Raw genomic sequence first — 23694 nt, 5'->3', positions numbered from 1 at the left:
GCCGGCTCAGCGGTTCCCGCCGCGACCTGTTTCGTCTTGTCTGCCGGCTTCGACATGCCAGCGCCAGAAGCCTGCCCCCTCCTCGTTGAGAAAACGGTTGAGCACCATCTTGTGAACTTCGTCGGCGCCGTCGACCAGGCGAGCCTGGCGGGCATAGCGGTAGATCCATTCGAGCACAGTGTCTTTCGAATAGCCGCGGGCGCCGTTGATCTGGATCGCCACGTCGGCGGCGTCATGCAGCACGTTGGCGACCTGGATCTTGGCCATGGAGACCTCCTTGCGGGCAAACCCGCCGCGATCGAGCTCCCAGGCCGCCTTCATCACCAGCAGCCGTCCGATCTCGATGCGTATGGCAAGGTCGCCGAGCATCAGTTGGATACTCTCGCGGTCGGCCAAAAGCTGTCCGAAACCGCTACGCTCGGCGGCATAGGCGCGCGCGATCTCGATGCAGCGCTTGGCAAGACCGAGCCAGCGCATGCAATGGGTGAGCCGCGCCGGACCGAGCCGGACCTGGGTAACCCTGAGGCCGCTGCCTTCGCCGGCAAGCACGTCCTCGACCGGGATTTCAAGCCCGTCGAATTCCAGCTCGCAATGGCCGCCATGCTCTTCCGGTCCCATGATCTCGATGCGCCGCACGATCCGCCAGCCCGGCTGGTCCTTATGGAACAGCAAGGCCGAAAGGCCGTGACGCGGATCGTCCGAAGTGCGCGCTATGAGAATGAAATGGCTCGCCTCTTGCGCGCCGGTGATGAACCATTTGCGGCCTTTGACGACATACCTGTCGCCGCGCCGTTCGGCTCTGGTCAGGATCATCGACGGGTCGGAGCCGCCCCCCGGATGCGGTTCCGTCATTGCGAAAGCCGAGCGCACCTTGCCCTCGACGATCGGCTTCAGCCATCTTTGCTTCTGCTCCGGCGTCCCCAGCCGTTCCAGCACCATCATGTTGCCGTCATCGGGGGCCGCGGAATTGAATACGACCGGACCGAAGATCGAGCGGTTCATCTCTTCATAGCAGACCGCCATATCCACCTTCGAGAGGCCGGCCCCGCCGGTCTCGGGCTTGAGCTGCAGGCACCACAGGCCGGCTGCTTTCGCCTTGCCCCGCAACGTTTCGAGCAGCGGCAGCGCAATATTGCCATGGCCGTCATAGGAAGCCTTGTCTGCCTCGAGCGGCAGGATCTCGCGCTCGACGAAGTCGGCGATCCGGCTGCGGAAGGCCTCGGTGCGGACGGAAATGTCGAAATTCATGGCGCTCACAAGGATGAAACGAGTTGCCGCCATCGACTCCGATGGTCGCGCCGGTAGTGTAACTGCCGTCGTTGGATGGGAGCAACAGCAGTGCACCGGCCGTTCCTTGCGCACGTCAAAGCGCCGGTTCGATATGGATCGATGCCGGCGCGCTGCCGATGCCGGTCGAATTCCAGGATCAAAGAGTACTCAGGTTTCGTATGGCTAACGTCCGCGACAATGCTCAGGCCAATTCGATGACAGCACAGCCATAGCCGTCCAGCGTCAACACTCCGGAGACAGGCTCTTCGCTATCGAGCAGGTTGCTGCCGGAGGGAACGCCGGTTACCGCAACGGGCGTGTCTTTGATGTTTTGCACGAACAGCAGCCGGCGTTCGTCATTCTCGCGCATCGTGACCTCGACGCCTTCCGGCAGATCCGGAACCAGAGGCTCCACATTCGCGTCCACGAAAGTGCGCGTAGCGAGCTGAGCTGTCAGCTCCGGGGTTAGATAAGTGCCGACATAGAGCACACGGCCCTTGCCGACGGCGCGGGAGGTAATTGCAGGCGTTCCTGCCGCGTAGCGGTTCGACCAAACCCCTACAATTTCGACTTCCGGTTCGACTGCGAGGTTCTCATAGAAATAACCGGCATCGAACTCGTGATTTCCGACGGTGAAACGACGGATACGGCGGCTGGATTCGGCCGGTCTGTCGGGAGGAATGACGAGCCCGCCGGAGCGCGACATGGTATTGAACAGGCCATTGGCCCCAGGTGCCGCCAGCCGCCCGAAATCCTCGACGCGAACGCCGGTCAGCTTCGACAGCGACCGGCCTGGCGGCGTCTCGCAGATGACGTGGTTGTTTTCGTCGCGGGTTCCCGTGCGCGCGCCGATGATGACGGTACCGCCATTTTCGGCAAAGAGTTGCAGCCGCTCGGTCCAGCTGTCCTTCCAGATCACCCAATGCGGCACGTAGAACACCTTGAGCTTCGACAGATCGTCTTCCGGGTGGATGAAGCCGCAGGCGATGCCGCGGTCATAGCAATACTGATGCAGCAAGGTTGCATCATCCTGCGGACTTGGCAGGCCGATGGGGAAGGTCTTGTGGGCTTCCTGATTGTCGAAGTCCGAGCCGGCGATGCCGACATCCATCCGCACATAGGTGCCCAGGATCTTGTTTTTCAGCGCCGTCAACTCGGTGGCGAACTGCCTGGCTTCGTCATAGCGGCGGCGAGCGACATCATCGTGGTCGATGATGCCCATCCAGTATATCTCCGCACCGAAATGCGCGGGGCGCCAGCGGAAGAACATGATACCATCGGCGCCACGCGCAACCGACGACATCGCCATGCGCCGCATTTCGCCCGGCTCCGGCGTCAGCGTGCAGAAGCCCGGCTGGGCGCCAAAACCCGACTGTTGTTCCGGCACTATGTAGTTGCCGGAAAATCCCCTGCAGATGTCGAGATGCAGTGCCTGGATCTTGGCGTGGTTGCCGAGGCGAAAGAACTCGTCATAGAGGAACGGATAGATGTCGTAGCCGACGAAGTCGAGATCGGTGGAGAATTGGCCGCGAAAGTCGATGTCACGCAATCCGCCGAGATTGTGGAAGATGAACCAACTGGCATTCGCTTCTCTCAGGATCTCGACCTGGTCGTGCTGGAACCGTGCTGTCGAAAAGGCGAGAAAACGGTGGTAGTCCTGGAGGTGACCGGGACCGGGAAAGGACGGTGAGAATTCCAGCGGGAAGACAATTTCGCTGAAATCGCCGTAAGCCGTCGCCCAGAAGTCGCCGCCCCAGGCGAAATTCAGCCTATCTATCGTCTGGTAGGTTTCCTGGAGATAAGCCTGGAATTCCTTCAATGCCGACGGCGAATAGGATTCCGGCATGCTGGTGTTGAGTTCGTTGTCGGTCTGCCAGCCAATGACATTTGCGTTGTCGCGGTAGTGGTCGGCCATCGCCTTGGTGATCTTGCGGCTATAGTCGCGAAACACCGGGCTGCTGGTGTCGGCATACTGGCGTGAGCCGTGGCTCATCGACCGGCCATTTCCATCACGCCGCAGGATTTCCGGATGTTTTGCCGTCAGCCAGCGCGGCGGAGTGGCGGTCGGCGTGCACAAGATCGTGCTGACGCCGTGACGCGCCAGCCCCTCGATTGCGCGGTCGAACAGGCTGAAATCGAAGATGCCTTCACGCGGTTCGAAAATGTGCCAGGCGAATTCGCCGAGGCGGGCGACGTTGAAGCCGGCCTCGGCCATGCGCCGGGCGTCGTTGTCCCAGTAACTCTCGTCCACATGTTCGGGGTAGTGCGGCGCGCCGACCAGAAAGCGGTCGGTTTGGATCGTGCGCCAGACCGACAGGGCGCGGCCTTTTGAAGTCTTGTTCACGAAGGATACTCCTGCAGATCAGTCGGTGATGGTGGACTTGTGGGCATTGATCGTCCGCTCATCGACAGAGGAAAAGAGATAGACGTCACGCGGCTCGACCTTGAAGCCGATGGTCGCATCGGCAGCGACGGCACTCGCATGGCCGATCTGGACGGTGACGTTGCCGCTGCCGCTTTCGGAACTGACGCATTGCAGCGGGCCGGCGTCGGCATAGAGGATGGTCTCGCGGCCGAGATGCTCGACCAGCCTTACCCGTCCGGCAAAACTCGCCGTCTCTTCCGCGGCCAAGCTGATGCTCTCCGGCCGGATTCCCATCGTCACCCTATCCCCGACCTGTACGGATGCAGCGTCCGTCAATTCGACAGTCAAGGGAGAAAGACCGGCGGTCGACAGCGTGGCGGCGCCGCCGGAGACAGCGGCGACCGTCACTTCGAAAAAATTCATCCGGGGTGCGCCGAGGAAGCCGGCGACGAAGAGATTGGCCGGATTGCGGTAGAGTTCGAGCGGAGCGCCCACCTGCTCGACCGAGCCGCGATTGAGCACGACGATACGGCTTGCCATTGTCATCGCCTCGGTCTGGTCGTGCGTAACATAGACCATGGTGGCGCCGAGCCTGGCGTGCAGATCGGAAAGCTCGACGCGCATCTGCGTGCGCAGCGCTGCGTCAAGGTTGGACAATGGTTCGTCGAACAGGAACACGTCGGGCGAGCGGGTTATCGCACGGCCGATGGCCACACGCTGACGCTGGCCGCCGGAAAGCTGTTTCGGCCGCTTTTCGAGCTGGTCGGCAATGCGAAGGATCTTGGCGGCTCGCAGCACGGCAGCGTCGATCTCGGCCTTGGGGCGATGCGCCATGCGCAGGCCGAAACCCATGTTCTCGGCGACCGTCATATGCGGGTAAAGCGCATAGGACTGGAAGACCATGGCAATGCCGCGCTCACCCGGCTCGGTGGTGGTGACATCACGGCCGTTGATGAGAATCTTGCCGGTCGAGACGGTTTCAAGCCCGGCGATGATCTTCAACAGCGTTGACTTGCCACAGCCTGACGGCCCGACGGTGACAATGAACTCGCCCTGTTCGACGCTGAGATCGATGCCGCGCAGCGCGTGGTAGCTGCCATAATTCTTTTGTATCTGCCGGAGTTCAAGACTGGTCATGGAGCCCTGCTTGCGAAATCAGTTTCGGATCGGGTGGGCGACGCCTTGAAGCCATGGTCGCTCATCCCTTGACCGCTCCCATGGTGAGGCCGGTGATGAAGTGCTTCTGCATTAGGAAGAACATGGCAACCGGCGGCAAAGCCACGACGATGGTGCCAGCCGAGATCAGGTTCCAGGCCGAGACCCATTCGCCGCGCAGATTGGCGAGGCCGGCGGTGACCGGTTTGACGGTATCGCTGATGGTGAGCACGACCGCCCAGAAATAATCGTTCCAGATAAAGGTGAAGAGCAGGATGGCCAGCGCCGCGAGAGCCGGCCGCACCAATGGGACCACGACATGTACCAATGTCTGAAACGGCGTCGCGCCCTCGGCCCTGGCGGCCTGAAACAGTTCTGCCGGCAAGGCGGCGATGAAGTTGCGCATGAACAGTGTCGCAAACCCGGTCTGGAAGGCGATGTGGAAGATGATCAGGGCCGCCATCGTGTCGTAGAGGTTGAGCCGCACCATGAGATCGCGCACCGGGATCATCATGATCTGGTGCGGCAGGAAGTTTCCGCCGACGAACAGGGCGAAGACGAGCATGTTGCCGCGAAACCGGTAACGGGCGAGCACGAACCCGGCGAGCGTGCTCAAGATGAGAACGCCGATCACCGAGGGGATGGTGATGGTCAGGCTGTTGAGGAAGTAACGTGCCATCGGCGTCTGGGTGAAGACCGCCGTGTAGTTGTCGACCAGGCCGAATTGCGTCGGCCAGCCCCACAGATTGCCGCCCATGACATCCTGCGTAGAGCGGAACGAGGTGAGAATGATGGCAAAGAGCGGCGCCAGCCAGACAATCAGGATGCCGACCACCAGCACGACATAGAGGCGACGCTGCCAAATAGCAGTTTCGGGAAACGGGCGAGGAAACATCAGCCGCCCCTTTCATCGGCGCGGATCATCCGCGTCAGGTACCAGGCGATGAAGACCGCCATGATCACGAACAGCACCGAGGCAATGGCCGCGCCATAGCCGAAGCGGTAGGAAAAGATGGACTGCTCGAACATCTGATAGGCAAGCACCTCTGACGAACCGAAGGGGCCGCCGCTGGTCATCACCGAGACCATGTCGAAGGAACGCAGTGCGCCGACGACGGTGACGGCGATGGCGATAAAGGTGACCTGCGTCAGCTGCGGCAACACGATGTGGCGCAGCATGTTCCAGCCCCTGGCGCCGTCGACCCGCCCGGCGCCGATCAGGTCCTCGCTGAGATTGTTGAGGCCGGCGAGATAGAGCACCATGCAGAAAGCGATCTGCGGCCACAGTGCTGCGATCACGACGGCGAAGGTGACGAAGTTTTCATCCGACAGCACTGCCGGGGCGGTCGCGCCGAAGGTGCGGAAGATCAGCGCGAGAAGCCCGAATTCCGGCGTATAGACCCAGGTGAAGACAACGCCGACGGCAACAGAAGCCAGCACCAGCGGAATGAAGAACAGCGATTTGAGGAGGCGCATACCTCGGATTTTCTGGTTGACGAGCAGCGCGATGGCGAGGCCGAGCGGCGGCGCCAGCATGAACATCACCAGCCAGATCAGATTGTTCTTCATCGAAACATAGAACTGCGGGTCGGCGAACAGTTCGCGGTAGTTGCCGAGGCCGATCCAGACCATCGGGCTGAAGCCGTCCCATTCGTGCAGGCTAATCCATAGGCTCTCGACCGCAGATGCCAGAATGACGACGGAAAACAGCACAGCGGCGGGCAGAATCAGAAGTGTCGGTGTCAGCCACCAGCAATGGCGGCGCCAAAGCTTCGTCATTTTGGGAGACCTCATTCACGTAAAGCATCGGGGAGCAGAGCACGAACCCCGCTCCCCTCCGCTGGGAGGCGCTAGATCTTGAAGATCCGGCGACGAGTTCCCTCGAGACGCTGAAGAATGGCATCCCGGCGCTCCGGCTTGGCCATGAATTCCTGGAAGCCGACCAGGCCGGCCTGGGCCATGTCGGGATCGGTATCGCGGTCGTAATATTGCGACGTGCCGGCCACCGTCTTCAGGCTTTCCACAGCTGCGTTGACCAGCGGGTCCTTGCTGGCCGGAAGGTCGTTGCGCGGCGGAACGTTGCCGCCAGGCTCCAGATAAGGGCCGAAATTTTCCGGCTGGTAGAAGAAGGCGAGGAACTCGCGGGCACCCGTCTTGTTCTTGGCATTGGCCGGGATGTGGACCGAATTGACCGAGAATTCTTCGTAGCGGTCGAGGGCGCCGTCAATCTTCGGGAAAGGGGCGAATGTCAGCTGCGCGAGATCCTGCTCAGGGAAAGTAGCCTTCACGAAGGCGCCGAGGTTCATCATGCCGGCCTTCTTCTGGGCGAGGAAGGCGCCGGCCTCCTGCCAGCCGAACGACGTCTGATCCGGCGTGAAGAAACCCTGCTTGATCAGTTCTTCCCAGTGGTCGAAAACAGCCTTCAGCGCCGGGTCGGTGTAAGCCATCTTGCCGTTCATCAAGGCAAAGTGCTTGTCGAGACCGTTGATCCGCAGGTTCATCTGGTCGAACCATCCGGCCGCCGGCCAGAGTTCCTTGGTGCCGATGCTGACGGGAATAAGGCCGGCAGCCTTGGATTTCTGGCCGTAAGCAAGGAATTCGTCCCAGGTCGCCGGCACCGTCAGTCCGTGCTCGGCAAAGACGTCCTTGCGATAGAACATGCCCCACATCGTGCCGCCGGTCGGCAGGCCATACTGCTTTCCGTCGACAGTGACGGCACCGGTCGTGGCACCCAGCACGTCCTTGTACTTTTCCTTCTCGAACAGATCCGAGATGTCGTCGAACAGGCCGCGGGTGACGAAGGCGCGCATGCGGTTTCCGGAGAACCAGAAGCAGACATCCGGCGCGCCGGCGACAAGGTAGTTGCGGATCGCGGTCTTGTGGGCCTCGTGATCCATATTGTTGATCACAACCTTGGTGCCGGACTGCTTCTCGAAGTCGGCGGCGATGCGCCGCAAAATCCGCAGGGCATCGGCATTGTTTTCGTCTGAAATGATGGTGACTTCGCTCGACTGGCTGAGTGCCGGCATCGGGAAGCCCGCGAGCGCTGCGGCGGAAATGCCGCCCGCTCCCTTCAGGAAATTGCGCCGCGTCGACGGCTTTTCAATCCACTTGAACGTCATTGTTACTCCTCCCTGTTGTCAATTCTCTACTGGCACTCCAGCCGGCGCGGTTGTTCTTCTTCAACGGCGCGGCTCACCTCTCGGGCAAGAGAATATGCTTGCCCGCCCCTTCAGAGCGCGGTGACATTGCTAACCGGATTAATTTCGCTGACCCCCGGTTCGGGTGTTGAACAGTCGGGCAAACTTATGCATATGTTTTCTCGAGAGGCAATAATTAATTTACAAAATTAAGAAAGCGGATCCGTGAAGCTCAAGGGTGACCCGAGCACGACTCGGGCGATGAACCGCAGACTGATCCTCAATCTCTTGCGGCAGGAGGGTCCGCGCAGCCGGGCCGACATAGCGTCCGTTACCGGCCTTAGTCCGGCAGCGGTCACCTTCGTTGTGGCCGACCTCATCGAGGAGGGCCTGCTGATCGAAGGCAAGACAGTCGTGGGCTCGGCTGGGCGCCGCCCTATCCCGGTGGATATCAACTATGCCAACGGCCTTGCCATAGGTTTCAAGCTGATGGTCGGATCGGTCGAGTGCGTGGTCACCGACCTTGCGACCAATCCGTTGGGCTCTTTGCGCGTCAAGCTCTCGGACAGCGATCCCGACCATATCATAGCGACCTTGGCCAAGGCGGTACCGGAGCTGATTTCCATTGTCGATCGGCCCGCTGCCAAGCTTGCCGGGATCGGCGTTTCAATGCCTGGCGTCATCGACAACCAGAAGGCCGTGTGTATCCGCAGCAATCGCTACAACTGGGACAACGTTCCCCTTGGCCCGATGCTGGCCGAACTGGTAGACGTCCCCGTGTGGCTTGAGGACGACACCAATGCCTATGCCATTGCCCAGCAACTCTTCGGCCTGGGACGCCAGCACCGCAATATGGCTGTGCTGGCGATCGGCGTCGGAATCGGCTGTGCGCTCGTCTTCGAAGGCAAACTCTATCGCGGCGCGAACGGTGCCGCCGGCAAGTTCGGCCACAGCTCTTATGAGGAGAACGGCCGCCTTTGCGAGTGCGGAAAACGCGGCTGCCTGATGGCCTATTACGCCGAGCCGGCGATCCTGCGCACCTGGCGCGAAGCCACCGGGCACGACGAAGCGGACAGCAAAGTGAGCCTTATGGCAGCCTTGGCAGACCGCGAACCGCGAGCCGTCGCCATTCTCGAAGAAGCCGGACATGGCATCGGCCGGCATCTCGCCAATCTTGTCAACATCACCGACCCGGAGGTCATTGTCGTCGGCGGTGAAGCCGTGTCGTTTGGCGATGCGCTGTTTGGCCCAATGCGGCTGACGCTTGGAAAAAATACCTTTCGCGCGGGACCACCAATGCTGCTGGACTGGGAGGACAATTCCTGGGCAAGGGGAGCGGCTGCTCTCGTAACGCAGAAGCTCTTTGATTTCGAAACATCTGCCGGCAACGCCGCTCCGCTTTCAAAGCCGGCCCTATGGTCGGCATAGGCGAGTGAAATAGACAGCCCTGCGCCTCAGGCCGCCCGAACGCTGCGCGCTCCACGCGCCCAGGCCGGCAGCCAATCGCCATGCGCAACCAGCAAATCATCGACCAGAGACCATATCTGGTCGAGGTCGAGCTCGGCCGCCGTGTGCGGGTCCATCATCGCCGCGTGATAGATGTGCTCGCGGTTCTCGGTCATCAGCGCCTGGACCGTCAGCTCCTGGACGTTGATATTGGTGCGGATCAGCGCGGTGAGCTGCACCGGCAGGTCGCCGATGAAGGTGGGTTGAATGCCGGAGGCGTCGACGAGGCATGGCACTTCGGCCGCGCAATTATATGGCAATGACGTGATGCAGCCATTGTTGCGGACGTTGCCGTAGATCACCGACGGCTCGCCGGTCCAGACCGAGTTCATGATCGAGGACGCATATTCCTTCGACTGCTCCACTTCGATCTTGTCAGCCGAGCGATAGGCTTCCGCTTGCCCCTTCCAGCGTTCGATCTGCTCGATGCAGCGCTTCGGGTATTCGTCGAGCGGGATACCAAATTTCTCGATCAGATCTTCGCGCCCGTCCTTGATGAAATAGGGTGTGTATTCCGCGAAATGTTCGGAGCTCTCGGTGACGAAGTAACCGAGGCGCTTCAGCATCTCGTAGCGCACTCTGTTCGGGCAGCGCGGATTCCACCCCGGCTTCGGCGCCCGCCCTTCGCTGTAGGCGCGCAGCAGATCCGGATAGAGGTTGCGGTAGGAGCGGTCCGGCTGGCGATGCTCGAACTTCAGGTAGAAGGCCATGTGGTTGATGCCGGCCGAGCGGTAGCGAATCTCCTCGTAGGGAATGTCGAGATCATGCGCCAGTTCCATCGCCGTGCCTTGCACCGAATGGCAGAGGCCGACCTGCTTGATATCGGGATATTTCTCCGCGATGGCCCAGGTGTTGATCGCCATCGGGTTGACATATTGCAGCATGATCGCCTGCGGGCAGACGGCGAGCATGTCCTCGCAGATCTTCCAGAGATGCGGCACGGTTCTCAAGCCTCGCATGATGCCGCCGACACCGAGCGTATCGGCGATGGTCTGGCGCAGCCCGTATTTCTTCGGAACTTCGAAATCGGTCACCGTGCAGGGCTCGTAGCCGCCGATCTGGAAGGCGACGACGACGAAATCGGCGCCCGCCAGCGCCTTGCGCTGGTCCGAATAGGTTTCGGCTTTGGCCTTGACGCCAAGCGTCGAGATCAGCTTGCCGACGACGATTGCGCTTTCCTCGAGCCGTTGCGGATTGATGTCCATCAGCGCGATCATCGCGCCGGATAAAGCCGGACGCTGCAATATGTCGCCGACGATGTTCCTCATGAACACCGTCGAGCCAGCTCCGATGAAAGCGACCTTGGGATTTCTTGCCACAACAACCTCCGGCATAAGCAATCAGGCTACCTCGAAAGCGGCTTTGACCAGCCGTTCGGTGTAAGCGGTTTTGGGATGGGACAGGACTTCGTCGACCGGCCCCTCTTCGACGATCTTGCCGTGCTGCATGACGATGACGCGGTGGCACAGCGCCCGCACGACCTTGAGGTCGTGCGAGATGAAGATGTAGCTCAGGCCCCGTTCGCGCTGCAGCTTGCGCAGCAATTCGATGATCTGCGCCTGGACCGAGAGATCCAGCGCCGATGTCGGCTCGTCGAGCACGATGAATTCCGGTTCGAGCGCGACGGCGCGGGCAATCGCAATACGCTGGCGCTGGCCGCCGGAAAACTCGTGCGGGAAGCGCGACAGGATATCGCCGGGCATGCCGGCGCTGATCAGTGCCTCGCGCACGCGCTCGATCCGATCGTTCCTGGTGGCGCCGATGCGGTTGACGACCAGCCCTTCCTCGATGATCTGGCCGATCGTCATGCGCGGGTTGAGCGACGAGAACGGATCCTGGAAGACGACCTGCATGCGCGACCGCAACGGCCGCATCTGGGCCCGCGAACAGCCATGGATCGGCTGGCCATCGAAATAGATCTCGCCGCTGTCCGTGGTGTTGAGCCTGAGCAACGCCTCGCCGAAGGTGGTCTTGCCCGATCCGGATTCGCCGACGAGACCGAGCGTCTCGTGCCGCCGAAGGGTCAGGCTGAGACTGTCGACGGCGACGAGTTCGCGCAGGTCCGGCCTCATGAACGTGCCATGCCGCAGCATGAAGGAGACGCGCACATCCTTGGCTTCAAGAATGACGTCGGCGCCTTCCGGCAACGGATTTGCCTGGCCGCGCGGCTCGGAGGCAAGCAGGTGGCAGGTGTAGGGATGCTGCGGATTGGCGAACAGCCTCTCCGTCACATTGTGCTCGCGCATCTCCCCATGCTGCATGACGTAGACATAGTCGGAGAACTGCCGCACCACGGTCAGGTCGTGCGTGATCAGGATCACCGCCATGCGCAGTTTCTTCTGCAGGTTGCGGATGAGATTGAGGATCTGCGCCTGAACCGTGACGTCGAGCGCCGTCGTCGGCTCGTCGGCGATCAGCACATCGGGATCGTTGGCCAGCGCCATGGCGATCATCACACGCTGGCGTTGGCCGCCGGAAAGCTGGTGCGGATACTGTTTCAGACGCGCCTGGGGTTCAGGAATCTGCACCTGCTGCAGCAGCTCGAGCGCCCTTGCTTCGGCCTGCCTGCGGCTCATCTTGCGATGCACCCGTATCGCCTCGACGATCTGGCTGCCGATCGTGTAGATCGGGTTGAGCGAACTCATCGGCTCCTGGAAGATCATCGAGATGCGGTCGCCGCGCAGTTTGCGCCGCGCACGCTCGGAAAATTTCAGGATGTTCGCGCCGTTGTATTCGACCGTCGATTTCGGCGACACGACTGCGCGCTTCGACAACAATCCCATGACGGTGCGCGCCGTCACCGACTTGCCAGATCCCGACTCGCCGACAATGGCGATCGTCTCGCCGCGATAGAGCTGGAAGGAGATGTCCTTGACCGCTTCCACCATGCCGTGCTCGACCTTGAAATCGACGGCGATGTTGCGGGCATCGATGACCGGGTCTTCCGAACGGCCGTCATGGTCGAGCCGGACAGGCGGTGCGAAGGATTTGACGAGCGCGTGTTGCATCATGTCACGTCAATACGGATCGACCGCATCGCGCAGTCCATCGCCAAGCGCGTTGAACGCGAAGACGGTGACAAGCACGAAGCCGACCGGCGAGAGGATCCAGGGATAGGTGCCGATGACCGAATAGGTCGCCGTGTCCTGCAGCATCAGGCCCCAGGAGATCAGCGGCGGCTTCACCGCGAAACCGAGAAACCCGAGAAAGGATTCCAGCAGGACGACACTGGGGATCGCCAATGTGACGGCAACGATGACGTGGCTCATCACGTTCGGAAAAATATGCTGCATGATGATGCGGCCGTCGGTGGCGCCGACCGCCATCGCGGCACGGACATAGTCGATCCGCGCCAGTGCCAGGGTCTTGCCGCGCACCTCGCGCGACATCTGCGCCCAGCCGAGCGCCGACATGACGACAATCACGAATGCCAGGAAGACATTCGTCGGGGCCGTCACCGGAACGAGCGACGTCAGCGCCAGATAAAGCGGCAATTGCGGAAATGCCAGCACCAGTTCGACGAAGCGCTGGACCCAGACATCGAATGTTCCGCCGAAATAGCCCGACACCATGCCGACCGTCGTGCCGATCACCGTGACGATGAAGACCACGGTCAACGCGATCATCAGCGAGATGCGCGAACCATAGATCGCACGAGCCAGCACATCGCGGCCGAATTTGTCGGTGCCGAGGAAATGCACCGGCTGGCCGTCGGTAGAGCCGAAGAAGTGCCGGTTCGCGGGAAGCAGGCCGAGCAGCCTGTACGCCGCGCCCTTGACGAAGAAGCCGAGCAGCCGCGGATGGTCGTAGTCCGGCCCGACGACGGGTTGGAAGGTAACCGGGTCGAGGTCTTCCGAATCCGCCAGGGCATAGACGCGTGGCTGGAAGACGAAGTTGCCGTCTCTGTCATGGAAGCTCATCATCTGCGGCGGGGCAAAGCCGACATCGGTCACCTTGGGATCCATCGGTGCGAAGAAGTCGGCAAACACCGCCAGCAGCACCAGAAACGCGACCAGGATGAGCCCGGCCATGCCGGTCCAGGACCGTTTCAGGCGGCGCCAGACGAGTGCGATGTAGCTCTCATTGCCGGGCGGCTTGATCTTGGCCGGTTGCTCGGCAAGTGGCGGCAGCGATGGCTCGAAAGCAAGCATCTCAGGACCCTGCATATTGGCGCACACGCGGGTCGAGCATGACGAGCAGCATGTCGGCGATGATATTGCCGACGATCAGCGTCGCCGACAGCACCATCATGAAGGTCGCCGTGACATAGACGTCGCCGACCGCCATCGAGCCAACGATCGCCGGGCCAACGGTCGGCAGTGCAAAAATGATCGCAGTCTCGATCTCGCCGGTCAGCATATAGGGCAGCACCACGCCTTGATACATGACTAGCGGATGCAGCGCATTGGGCACCGCATGGCGCATCACGACCGCACCGCCGCTGAGACCCTTGGCGCGAGCGGTTTCGACATATTGCGCGTTCAGCGTGTCGAGCAGATTGCCGCGCATCACCCGCATGTTGTAGGCGAGCCCGCCAAACGTGGCGATAGCGACGACCGGCCAGACATGCCGGACGAGATCGACGAACTTCGCCCACGACCACGGCGCGCCGCCAAATTGCGGCGAAAAGAAGCTGCCGATCTCGGAAACATTGAACTGGAAGACCAGCAGATAGACGATGATCAGCGCCATCAGGAAGCGCGGCACCGTCATGCCGAGGAACGATATCGCCGACAGCGTACTGTCGATCCAGCTGTACTGTCTGGTCGCCGCCCAGATGCCAAAGCCGATGCCCAGCACCGAAGCCAAGAGATGGCAGACAAGCGCAAGCAGCAGCGTGCGCGGCAGCCGCTCGCCCACCACGTCGGCGACGGGCTTGTTGTAATACAGGCTGTAGCCGAAGTCGCCGCGGGTGATGATGCCGGCGATCCAGTTCAGGTATTGGAGCGGAACCGGCTTATCGAGGCCATGCTCCACGCTATAAGCCTTCGCCTGGGCATCGGCCTCGGCAAAGGAGGCTCCACCCTGGTTGATGAGCTGCAAGCGGATGTAGTCGGCATAGTTGCCCGGCGGTGCCTGGATGATCGCGAAGGTAACCACGCTCAAAATGGCGAGAACCGGTAATGCGGATGCTATGCGCATAAGCAGAAATCGCAGCATCGGCCGTTTCTCTCCTCGCTCGGTTTCAGTTATCCCTCGCCGCTGGCTTTGTCCCGGCCGCGCCAGCAGCGCGGCCGGGAATTTTCAAGTCAGGGGAGGAAAACTCAGTTCGTCGGACCCTTGTCGCCGGGCTTTCCGGGAAGCTGTTCGGGGAACAGTTCATATTTCTGCTGCTTGTCGACAGCGACCCAGACCCTTTCGCGAATGATCGAATCTTCGGCCCAGTTGAACATGAAGATCGGCGTTCCCTGCGGGATATTGGAGAAGCGGTTGTTGATGATCAGCGCGCCGGGATATTCGGTCAGCCCGACGGTATAGACGTGTTGCGTCGAGATCTTCTGGAACTGCTTCATCAGGCTGGCGCGCTCGTCGTTGTCCTGCGCCGAGACGAACTTGTTGACGATGTCGACGAGGTCCTTCTCGAACGGCATCAGATCGACCTGGCCGTTTTCCGGAGCGCGATGGTTCCAGCTTGTGCGCGGACCGACCGGCGCCAGTTGCTCGGTGTTCTGTACGACCGAGGTGAGCTCCTCATCATTGCGCCTGACCATCCAATCGAAACGGCCGGAATACATGGACGCGTCGCGCTGGACGCCGTTCAACCCGTTCAGGACAACGCGAAGACCTAGCCTCTCCATCTGGCCGACGACGCCCTCCGCGAGGCTCTTGTCGGTGGTGTAGTCGTTGTTGACGAGCATCACGATCTCGACATTCTTGCCGCCGGCGGTGCCGGCAGGAAAATTGACGAAGCCGTCGCCGTCCGTGTCCTTCAGGCCTGCCTTGGCGAGTTCCGCCTTGGCGCCTTCGAGATCGAAAGGATAGTAGACAGTCGACTTCCGGTCGTAGAAGCTCGTACCCGAGGAGAAGCCGCCCGGATAGATGGCGGTGAACGGACCCTTGACCAGCGAGTCGCCGAGCGCCTTGCGGTCGAGCGCCATGGTAACGCCTTTGCGGAAATCCTCGTTGCGGTTCAGTTCGCGAACAGCCTGCCCGCGCTCGTCGGGGTTGCCCCAGCCATTGGCGGAGAAATTCATCCGCAGATTATAGCCGATCAGCCGTGGACCGAAGGCAAGTCGTGCCGGCGCGTCCTTTTGCGCCGCCCGCTTCAGCGAGGCGACGAAGTTCTCCGGCTGCTCCAGATTGGAGATGTCGGCCGCCCCCGACACCGCCTGAACGTCGCGGTCGGCCCAGGTCGACAATTTGTAGTGCAGTTCATTGAGATACGGCAGCTGGTTGCCCTTCTCGTCGACCTTCCAATAGTAAGGATTACGGCGCATAACGATGATGTCATCGGGGCGGTATGCCACCGGCACCCAGGCACCCATCACGGGCATGTTCATATATTCCGGCGGGAAGGCGTTCTTGAACTGCTCGTAGGTGTTCTTCGAATATTTCGGATGCTGCGGCTTAAGGATATGCGACGGGCCGGGGCAGAACTTGCCGTAAGCCATGGCGTAGAGGTGTTGCTTCGGAAAGGCGTCCTTGAAGGTCCACTCGACGGTGTAGTCGTCGATCTTCTTCAGCGTCGTGCCGACGCCGAAGGTCTCCTGCGTCGCGCCGTTCAGCGGCGACACATTAGGGTCGATCACCTCGTCGTCCCAATAGAACATCACATCGTCGGCGTTGAACGGAACGCCGTCCGACCATTTCGCACCCTCGACCAGATGCATCGTCAGCGTGTGGCCGTCCTTCGACCAGTCCCAGCTCTTGGCGAGGTTAGGCAGCGGCTCCGTGTCCTTGGCCTCGACCTGGAAAAGCGGTGCGGTGCGCGTCAGGCATTCGGAAAGGCCGATGTCGATGCCGCCCCAGCCTTGCGTCTGGCCCGCGCCGTAGTTCCAGCCCTCCGGCCGGCCGCCGATGACATGGCGCATCGTATCGCCGTAGACGCCGACGCCGTCCGGCATGTTGCCGGTCTTGAAGACCAGCGGCTCCTTCGGCAGCCGGTCCTTGACCGGCGGCAGCTTGTCTGCCTTGACGTATTTGTCGGTGACCCAATCGGGTTCGTGGTATTCCGGAAGTGCCTTGAACTCCAGGATCGAGTCGCGCGCGACGTATTTGATCTTTCCCTCGGCGGGAAATTGCGCGGGCACCGGCGGCACGGTCGGCTCGGTTGCATACGCGTTCAGCGCCGAGGCCGAGACGCTAAGCGCCAGCCCGGCGAGAATGCCAATGTTTCGAAAATTCCTCATTGTCTCTCCTCCCTGTTGTTCAGGAGCGCGTTGACGCTGCTCCATCTCTCCTCGAACAATGTACAGACGGGTGCGGAAAATCTTCCCGAAAGCTCGCCGCGATCCGTCCTGGCGAAATTCAGACGGCCTGCTTGAGAGCCGTTTTTTCCGCACGTAGTTCCTCGATCGAACGGACGTCGCGCCGCGCCGCGCCGGCCCATTCGCGGGTCTTGACCCTGGATTTCGAAAGCCGTTCCTTCGCGGCCGGCACCGCATCGGCATATTGCGGCAGCCAGCGAGCCTGGGCGACGACCATCTCGTCCACCATTTGCCAAACCTCTTCCGGCGTCGAAACCGCGCCGACCAGCGGATCGTGCAGGACCGCGAGCTTAAGCAGGTCGATATCGCCGGAGATTGCCGCATGAACCGACATGCGCTGGACGTTGATCGAGGAAATGCAAGTGGCAGCGCAGGCCTCCGGCAGCGTAATGCCGGCCGCCATGTTGATACCGAAGCGATCGACGAAGCCGGGCGACTCGATGATCGCGTCCTGCGGCAGGTTGGTGATGATGCCGTTGTTCTTGACGTTGAAATGGCCGCGATAAACGCGGTTCGTCTCAAGCGCTTCGAGAATGTGGCTGGCATGCTCGTTGGAGCGCTTGGCGGGGTCTATCGGCCTGGCGGCGGACTCCAGAAATTGCGGGAACTCGGTTTCGAACCAGTTGCGTGTTTCGGTCGAATAACGAAGGTAGCCGCCGGTCTCGCCGTGGATCCAGTCGGACATGTCGATCCAGCGGGTGATTTCGTCCGGCCGCTTGCGATACCAGGGCAGGTATTCGGAAAGGTGGCCGTTGCTTTCAGTCGAATAGACGCCGAAGCGCTTCAGGACGTCGATGCGCAGCTTTTCCTGCTGCGAATAGACCGGATGCGCCTCGAAGGCGGCAACCAGCTCGTCCTTGCCGATCTTGCGGCCGTTGAGACGCAGGTCGATGAACCAGGTCTGGTGATTGATGCCGGAGCAGACGTAGTCGAGCTCGGTGCGCGACTTGGCGCCGAGCACTTCGGCGATCTGGTCGGCGCCATGCTGGACGCCGTGGCAGAGGCCGACGGTATCGACCCTGCCATATTCGATCGCCGCCCAGGTGTTCATGGCCATCGGATTGGCGTAGTTCAGGAATTTCGCCCCAGGCTCGGCGACTTCGAGGATATCCTTGCAGAAATCGAGGATCACCGGAATGTTGCGCTGGCCATAGAGGATGCCGCCGGCGCAGATCGTGTCGCCGACGCACTGGTCGATGCCATACTTCAACGGAATGCGGATGTCGTCCGCATAGGCTTCGAGACCGCCGACGCGAACGCAGCTGATGATGTAGCGGGCACCCTCGAGGGCAGCACGGCGGTCGGTCGTTGCCGTAACCTTGGTCGGCAGCCTATTGAATTCGACGACCCTGTCGAGGATCGACTTGATCATCTGGAGGTTGCGCTTGCTGAGATCGGTCAATGCGAATTCGACATCCCTGAATTCAGGAACGCACAAAATGTCGGTGAAGAGCTTCTTGGTGAACCCGACGCTTCCCGCACCGACGATAGCGATCTTGAAACTCATCAGTCCTCACCTCGACCTGATCGAACGCTAGGGCAAAGGCGGCGAAAAGAAGCCTGGCCCGCCTGCCACGCTATGCAGGCTGGAATCCGGCACTTCCTCCCATCCGCTCTTTGACCGCGGTTTCTTTTGCTTTTCTCTAGGGATTATGCGCCTTATTCGGCACGCGACCAGAGAAGGATTATGCTTTTAGGGGTAATTTTGTGCTGCGGAACTTGATCGACATCGGGCCGGCGGGCAGGACGGTATCGCTGCCGCGCGGGCGCCAGCGCTTACACACCATGCCGACAAGCACCGGCTATGAAGTGCGCGAGAACGAGGTCTACGACTGGGATGGGCGCAAGCGCGGCCAGACGCCGTTTACCGTGCTCCAGCATACGATCAGCGGCGCCGGCCGATTGCGCTACGAGAACCGGAACTACCGCCTGCAAAAGGGCGACACCTTGCTGGTTCTCGTGCCGCACAACCACCGTTACTGGCTGGCCAAGGGCGAGCGCTGGGAGTTCTTCTGGATATCGATGAACGGCGAGGAGGCACTGCGCATCCACAAGTCGATCCTTGCCGCCGTCGGTCCGGTGCTGCGGCTGCAGCCCTCGACGATCGATCATCTGGCTGATTGCAGTGTGCGCCTGATCACGGGCGCGGTCTCGCCGGGAGCCGCCTCGGCCGTCGCCTATGAAGCAGCCATGGCGCTCTACGATGATGTCTTCGGCTCGCATGCCGTGACCGACGACAAGAGCGCCATGCAGCCGGTCATCGATCACATCAAGGCCAATCTCGACAGGCCGCTCCGCGTTGCAGATCTCGCCGAGATCAGCGGCCTGAGCCGCGCGCATTTCTCGCGCTGCTTCGCCGAGAGCGAGGGACTTCCGCCCGCCGAATTCGTGCTGCAGCAGCGACTGCAGCGCGCGGCGAAGTTGCTGACGAAGGCCGATTTCCTGCCGGTCAAGGAAGTCGCCATCATGTGCGGCTTCGAGGATGCCAATTATTTTTCGAAGGTCTTCCGCCGCCTCTACGGCATCAACCCGACGCAATTCCGCACCAACGGAATGTATGCCAGCCTGGGAACCGCCCGATAGCCCGATAGATTGGTACCGCGCCTGGCATCGGGCGGGGGAACGCTTTTGCTTCCCCTCGGTTTAGGACAAGAGAGCCTGCTCGCCGCTACCGCAACCCGCTCTTCGCGGAGATCGGGCCACAGATGTCAGGGGAGTGATCGATGAACAATCCCGATCCGAACAACCCGAATCCACTGCCGGACAATCCCAATCCGGAGCCGGCCCGGCCGCCTGCCCCGCCGGAGACTCCGCCGGGAGAACCACCAGGCATACCCCCGCCCTCGCCGGATCCAATTCCGACGCCGGACCAGGAGCCGATCGGAGTTCCTCCTGGCACGCCTTCCGAAATTCCTTCGGAACCAACTTTTCCTGGGCCGACCGCCTGAAGGGCGGTCGGAGTGGAGGATGGCAAGGGTGATTTCGGCGAAGCGCTCGAAACGGGTCTTGCCATGGAACGTTTTGCGCTGGCGCTCATTCACTCTTCCATCATGGAAACCGGCGGGCCCTGCAACCAAAGGAGGTTAAAATGAAAGTCGGCAACTGCATGACAAAGGACGTCGAGATCGCCAGTCCGCAGCAAACCCTGCGCGATGCGGCAGAAATGATGGGTCGCCGCGACGCCGGCGCAATGCCGGTGGGCGAGAACGATCGGCTTGTCGGCATGGTAACCGATCGCGACATCGCAATCCGCGGCGTCGCCCAAGGCAAGACACCTGACGCCAAGGTACGGGAAGTGATGAGCACCGAGGTCAGGTATTGCTTCGAAGACGAAGACGCAGAGGACGTTCTGCGCAACATGGCTGACCTGAAAGTGCGCCGGTTGCCGGTGCTAAACCGCGACAAGCGCCTGGTCGGCATCGTTTCGCTGGGCGACCTCGCCACCAACAGCGAGACGGCGACAGCCGGTGAAGCGCTAAGCGGCATCTCGCAACCCGGCGGCGAGCATTCGCAAACGATACACTGACCGCGCACCACCGGCCGGCCTTTGCCCACGACCGAACCGCCGGCTGCATAGGTGCCGGCCTGCTGGCGAAACTGTTCAGAGGCGAACTGGACTGCAACCCGATGAGGAGCAAGCCATGATTACTATGAAGGCCGTCCGTATCCACGATTTTGGTGGACCGGAGGTTCTTTCGCTGGACGCGGTTCCGTTGCCCCAGCCGCATGACGACGAGGTCACTCTCAAGGTCTACGCGGCAAGCGTCAATCCCGTCGACTACAAGGTTCGCGAGGGCTCTTCGGGCGCGGATCTGCCCGTCACGCTCGGCCGCGACGTATCCGGCGTGGTGGAACTGTGCGGCACGCGGGCCCATACGCTGAAGAAGGGCGATCCGCTATATGCCATGCTCGGCAACGATCGCGGCGGCAACGCCGAATATGTCGTCGTCAAGGCAACGGAGGCGGCGGCGAAGCCGCAACGCTTAAGCCACGCCGAAGCGGCCGCCGTGCCGCTTGCGGGCCTTACCGCGTGGCAAGGCCTGTTCGATCACGGCGGCCTCAAATCCGGGCAGCGGGTCCTCATCCATGGTGGCGCCGGCGGCGTCGGTCATCTGGCGGTGCAGTTTGCAAAGGCCGCGGGCGCCTTCGTCGCGACGACCGTTTCCGCGCAGGATTTCAATTTCGTCCGCGCGCTTGGCGCCGACCAGGCGGTCGATTACAAGAACCAGCGCTTCGAGGAAGTTGTCGAGGACGTCGACCTCGTCTTCGACCTGGTAGGGGGTGAAACACAGGACCGCTCGTGGGACGTGCTCAAGCCTGGCGGGACGCTCGTCTCAACGCTTTCCGAACCATCGGCGGAGAAGGCCCGCCTGCATCGGGCTCGCGGCGTTTCCTATTTGACCAAGCCGAACGCGGCGCAGCTTGCCGAGATCAGCCGCCTCATCGACGCCGGGAAGGTCAGGCCGTTCGTGCAGGCAATCTATCCTCTCGAGGACGTCGCCAAGGCCGAGGAACGGCTCGAAAAGCAGCACACGCGCGGCAAGATCGTGCTTCAGGTAGCCGCCTAGCGGACGCAGGCCGTTTTCTGCTGTCCAGAAGCCCGGCGGCCGAGAGTTTGACACAGGACGGCGCGCCGGGCCTGGCCGGCTTAGACTGGTGCCGACTGAAGCAGCATGCGCCGGGTTTGCCGGGATGCGCAAATCAAACAAATCAAGGAGATGCAACGGAGTGTGAGGCACGTCGCGACGACATCGTCGCGCGGGCCGCTGTCAGTTACGGCGAAGCGAAGGGCACAGCGTTTACCGACAGGGGGGCTAGGTTTGTACCGGCCGCAAGCCGCAAAAAAACCGCTTCAAACCGTCGGACACCGGCGATAGGTTCGAACCATGCCTCAGTCCGCCAATCCGACCTCCATTGCCCGTCACGATCAGATGTTTCCAGCGCTGGCTGAGGCGGACCTGGACCGCATGGGCCGTTTCGGCGAAGCCGTGTCCTATGCCACAGGCGAACGGATCGTCAAAGCCGGCGAGCTGGCACCCGGTCTGATCGTGGTCCTGTCCGGCAAGGTGGATATCATCCAAGGCGGCAGCTTCGGCCGGCGCGAAACAATCGTCACGCATGGTGCGGGCAATTTCGTCGGCGAGTTGGCGCAGCTTTCAGCCCGGCCCTCACTGGTGGATGTGGAGGCGATCGAGCCGGTCGGGGCGCTCGTCATCCCCTCACAAAGGCTGCGGGACCTGATGGTACAGGAAGCAAACCTCGGCGAGCGCATCATGCGGGCGCTGATCCTGCGCCGTGTCGGCCTGCTCGTGAGCGGCACAGCCGGACCGATCATTGTCGGACCGGTCGACAGCGGCGACGTGTTGCGGCTGCAAGGTTTTCTGGCCCGCAGCGGTCAGCCGCACCGGGTTCTCGATTCGGCTGCCGATCCCTGCGCCAGGACGCTGATCGAAGAGAACGAGCTAGCCGGCTGCATCGGCCTGGTGAGGCCGATCGACTCCAGCAAGCTGTACGACGTAGCCATTGTCGGCGCCGGACCGGCCGGCCTTGCGGCGGCCGTCTATGCGGCTTCCGAAGGGTTGTCGACGATCGTGCTCGATTGCCGTGCCTTTGGCGGACAGGCGGGCGCCTCCTCGCGCATCGAGAACTATCTCGGTTTCCCGACCGGCATTTCGGGGATGGCGCTGATGGCGCGCGCTTACAATCAGGCGCAGAAATTCGGCGTCGAGATGGTGATACCGGACGAGGCGAAGCTGCTGGGCAGTGCAAGCGACACGTCCGGTGCCCATTACACGCTCGCTGTCGGCAGCGGGGAGACCGTGCGGGCACGGTCGGTGGTGATAGCCAGCGGAGCGCGCTATCGCCGGCTTGACATGGCAAACCTGGCGCAATTCGAGGGAACTTCCGTGCATTACTGGGCTTCGCCGATCGAAGCGCGGCTTTGCGCCGGACAAGATGTGGCCCTGGTCGGCGCCGGCAATTCGGCTGGCCAGGCTGCCGTCTACCTGGCGGCGCATGTGAAGAAGGTATGGCTGCTGGCGCGCGGCAGCAGCCTCGATGCGAGCATGTCGCGTTATCTGGTGGAGCGCGTCATGGCACAGCCGAACATCGAAGTGCTGGCTGAGACGCAGATCACGGCGCTGCAAGGCGACGGCGGCAATCTTGGCAAAGTGCGCTGGCGCAACCGCGACATCGAGACTTCGCGTCCGATCCGCCACCTCTTCCTGTTCATCGGCGCCGACCCCAACACCGATTGGCTGGCGCAATGCGGCGTGGCGTTGGACGGGAAGGGCTTCGTTCGCACCGGGCCGGATATTGGCCAGGAACGTGGTGCGCTGGAGACGAACCGCGGCGGGGTGTTCGCCATCGGCGACGTGCGCTCCGGCTCGATCAAGCGCGTCGCCGCTGCTGTCGGCGAAGGCGCTCAGGTGGTTGCGGCGCTGCATCAATATCTCGCGCGCAACGGCAGCCTCGCCGTGGCGCCACAACTGGTCAGGAGCGTATGATGGCAGACGAATGCAGGCACGTCGGGGATATTCGCGACGTGACGCCGAGCGCGCTCGGTTGCGAGGAATGCCTGAAGAGCGGTTCGCAGTGGGTGCATCTGCGGCTCTGCCGCACATGCGGCCATGTCGGCTGCTGCGACGACTCGCCCAACCGCCATGCCACCAAGCATTTTCGGGCAACCGGCCATCCTATCATCGAAGGCTACGATCCGCCGGAAGGCTGGGGGTGGTGCTACATCGACGAGATCTTCCTCGACCTCGGCGACCGCACTACGCCGCAAAACGGTCCGATCCCGCGCTTCATTTGAGCTTTTTTTGCCAGCGAG

The 23694-nt window shown here is 61.8% G+C and carries 19 protein-coding genes; 7 read left to right on the top strand and 12 right to left on the bottom strand.

Features of this window, described 5'->3' with window-relative positions; translation table 11 throughout:
* Positions 1 to 6 precede the first annotated feature (6 nt).
* The 6 genes from NKI19_RS16200 to NKI19_RS16175 form a co-directional block, all read right to left on the bottom strand.
* Positions 7 to 1248 carry an acyl-CoA dehydrogenase family protein gene (locus tag NKI19_RS16200; protein ID WP_352490104.1) on the bottom strand — a complete coding sequence of 414 codons (1242 nt, stop codon included), beginning with the start codon at positions 1246 to 1248 and terminating at the stop codon, positions 7 to 9.
* 223 nt (positions 1249 to 1471) lie between these two features.
* Positions 1472 to 3613 carry a beta-galactosidase gene (locus NKI19_RS16195; RefSeq protein ID WP_352489866.1) on the bottom strand — a complete coding sequence of 714 codons (2142 nt, stop codon included), beginning with the start codon at positions 3611 to 3613 and terminating at the stop codon, positions 1472 to 1474.
* An 18-nt stretch (positions 3614 to 3631) separates the two neighbouring features.
* Positions 3632 to 4771 (bottom strand): ABC transporter ATP-binding protein, encoded by a 1140-nt coding sequence (locus NKI19_RS16190; RefSeq protein ID WP_352489865.1) that lies wholly within the window; start codon positions 4769 to 4771, stop codon positions 3632 to 3634.
* 61 nt (positions 4772 to 4832) lie between these two features.
* Positions 4833 to 5684, bottom strand: coding sequence for a carbohydrate ABC transporter permease (locus tag NKI19_RS16185; RefSeq protein ID WP_352489863.1), 852 nt, complete (start codon positions 5682 to 5684; stop codon positions 4833 to 4835).
* Positions 5684 to 6568 (bottom strand): carbohydrate ABC transporter permease, encoded by an 885-nt coding sequence (locus tag NKI19_RS16180; RefSeq protein ID WP_352489862.1) that lies wholly within the window; start codon positions 6566 to 6568, stop codon positions 5684 to 5686. The genes NKI19_RS16185 and NKI19_RS16180 overlap by 1 nt, the downstream gene beginning before the upstream one ends.
* 71 nt (positions 6569 to 6639) lie before the next feature.
* Positions 6640 to 7911, bottom strand: a complete 1272-nt coding sequence (locus tag NKI19_RS16175) for an ABC transporter substrate-binding protein (protein WP_352489860.1) — start codon at positions 7909 to 7911, stop codon at positions 6640 to 6642.
* 243 nt (positions 7912 to 8154) lie between these two features.
* On the opposite strand from NKI19_RS16175, the gene NKI19_RS16170 reads away from it, so the two are divergent.
* Positions 8155 to 9357: an ROK family transcriptional regulator gene (locus NKI19_RS16170; protein ID WP_352489858.1), complete on the top strand. Its 1203-nt coding sequence runs from the start codon at positions 8155 to 8157 to the stop codon at positions 9355 to 9357.
* Positions 9358 to 9383: 26 nt separating this feature from the next.
* Here NKI19_RS16170 and NKI19_RS16165 read toward each other — a convergent pair whose 3' ends face one another.
* From NKI19_RS16165 to NKI19_RS16140, 6 genes are all read right to left on the bottom strand, one after another.
* Positions 9384 to 10754 carry an alpha-glucosidase/alpha-galactosidase gene (locus tag NKI19_RS16165; RefSeq protein ID WP_352489857.1) on the bottom strand — a complete coding sequence of 457 codons (1371 nt, stop codon included), beginning with the start codon at positions 10752 to 10754 and terminating at the stop codon, positions 9384 to 9386.
* A 21-nt stretch (positions 10755 to 10775) separates the two neighbouring features.
* Entirely contained in the window at positions 10776 to 12443 is a 1668-nt protein-coding gene (locus NKI19_RS16160) for an ABC transporter ATP-binding protein (protein ID WP_352490103.1), read from the bottom strand.
* A 9-nt stretch (positions 12444 to 12452) separates the two neighbouring features.
* Entirely contained in the window at positions 12453 to 13586 is a 1134-nt protein-coding gene (locus NKI19_RS16155; RefSeq protein WP_352489856.1) for an ABC transporter permease, read from the bottom strand.
* Position 13587: 1 nt separating this feature from the next.
* The gene (locus NKI19_RS16150; protein WP_292653800.1) at positions 13588 to 14595 is read right to left on the bottom strand and encodes an ABC transporter permease; all 1008 of its coding nucleotides are present in this window, start codon (positions 14593 to 14595) and stop codon (positions 13588 to 13590) included.
* A 104-nt stretch (positions 14596 to 14699) separates the two neighbouring features.
* Positions 14700 to 16784: an ABC transporter substrate-binding protein gene (locus NKI19_RS16145; RefSeq protein ID WP_352489855.1), complete on the bottom strand. Its 2085-nt coding sequence runs from the start codon at positions 16782 to 16784 to the stop codon at positions 14700 to 14702.
* 118 nt (positions 16785 to 16902) lie between these two features.
* A complete protein-coding gene (locus NKI19_RS16140; protein ID WP_352489854.1) occupies positions 16903 to 18369 on the bottom strand; it encodes an alpha-glucosidase/alpha-galactosidase in 1467 nt (488 codons plus the stop codon).
* A 278-nt stretch (positions 18370 to 18647) separates the two neighbouring features.
* Here NKI19_RS16140 and NKI19_RS16135 point away from each other — a divergent pair, with 278 nt between their 5' ends.
* The 6 genes from NKI19_RS16135 (at position 18648) to NKI19_RS16110 (ending at position 23676) form a co-directional block, all read left to right on the top strand.
* The gene (locus tag NKI19_RS16135) at positions 18648 to 19445 is read left to right on the top strand and encodes an AraC family transcriptional regulator (RefSeq protein ID WP_352490102.1); all 798 of its coding nucleotides are present in this window, start codon (positions 18648 to 18650) and stop codon (positions 19443 to 19445) included.
* 377 nt (positions 19446 to 19822) lie between these two features.
* On the top strand, positions 19823 to 19954 hold the full coding sequence (locus tag NKI19_RS16130; RefSeq protein ID WP_352489853.1) for a hypothetical protein: 132 nt from the start codon (positions 19823 to 19825) through the stop codon (positions 19952 to 19954).
* On the top strand, positions 19951 to 20388 hold the full coding sequence (locus NKI19_RS16125; protein WP_352565386.1) for a CBS domain-containing protein: 438 nt from the start codon (positions 19951 to 19953) through the stop codon (positions 20386 to 20388). The genes NKI19_RS16130 and NKI19_RS16125 overlap by 4 nt, the downstream gene beginning before the upstream one ends.
* A gap of 115 nt (positions 20389 to 20503) precedes the next feature.
* Positions 20504 to 21430 (top strand): NADP-dependent oxidoreductase, encoded by a 927-nt coding sequence (locus tag NKI19_RS16120; RefSeq protein WP_352565388.1) that lies wholly within the window; start codon positions 20504 to 20506, stop codon positions 21428 to 21430.
* 318 nt (positions 21431 to 21748) lie between these two features.
* Positions 21749 to 23368: an FAD-dependent oxidoreductase gene (locus NKI19_RS16115; RefSeq protein WP_352489852.1), complete on the top strand. Its 1620-nt coding sequence runs from the start codon at positions 21749 to 21751 to the stop codon at positions 23366 to 23368.
* Entirely contained in the window at positions 23365 to 23676 is a 312-nt protein-coding gene (locus tag NKI19_RS16110) for a UBP-type zinc finger domain-containing protein (protein WP_352489851.1), read from the top strand. Before NKI19_RS16115 ends, NKI19_RS16110 begins: the two co-directional genes overlap by 4 nt.
* Positions 23677 to 23694: the final 18 nt, after the last annotated feature.

Source organism: Mesorhizobium sp. M0751, from assembly GCF_040320265.1.
GTDB lineage: Bacteria > Pseudomonadota > Alphaproteobacteria > Rhizobiales > Rhizobiaceae > Mesorhizobium.
This window is presented reverse-complemented; position numbering and strand designations above follow the sequence as displayed.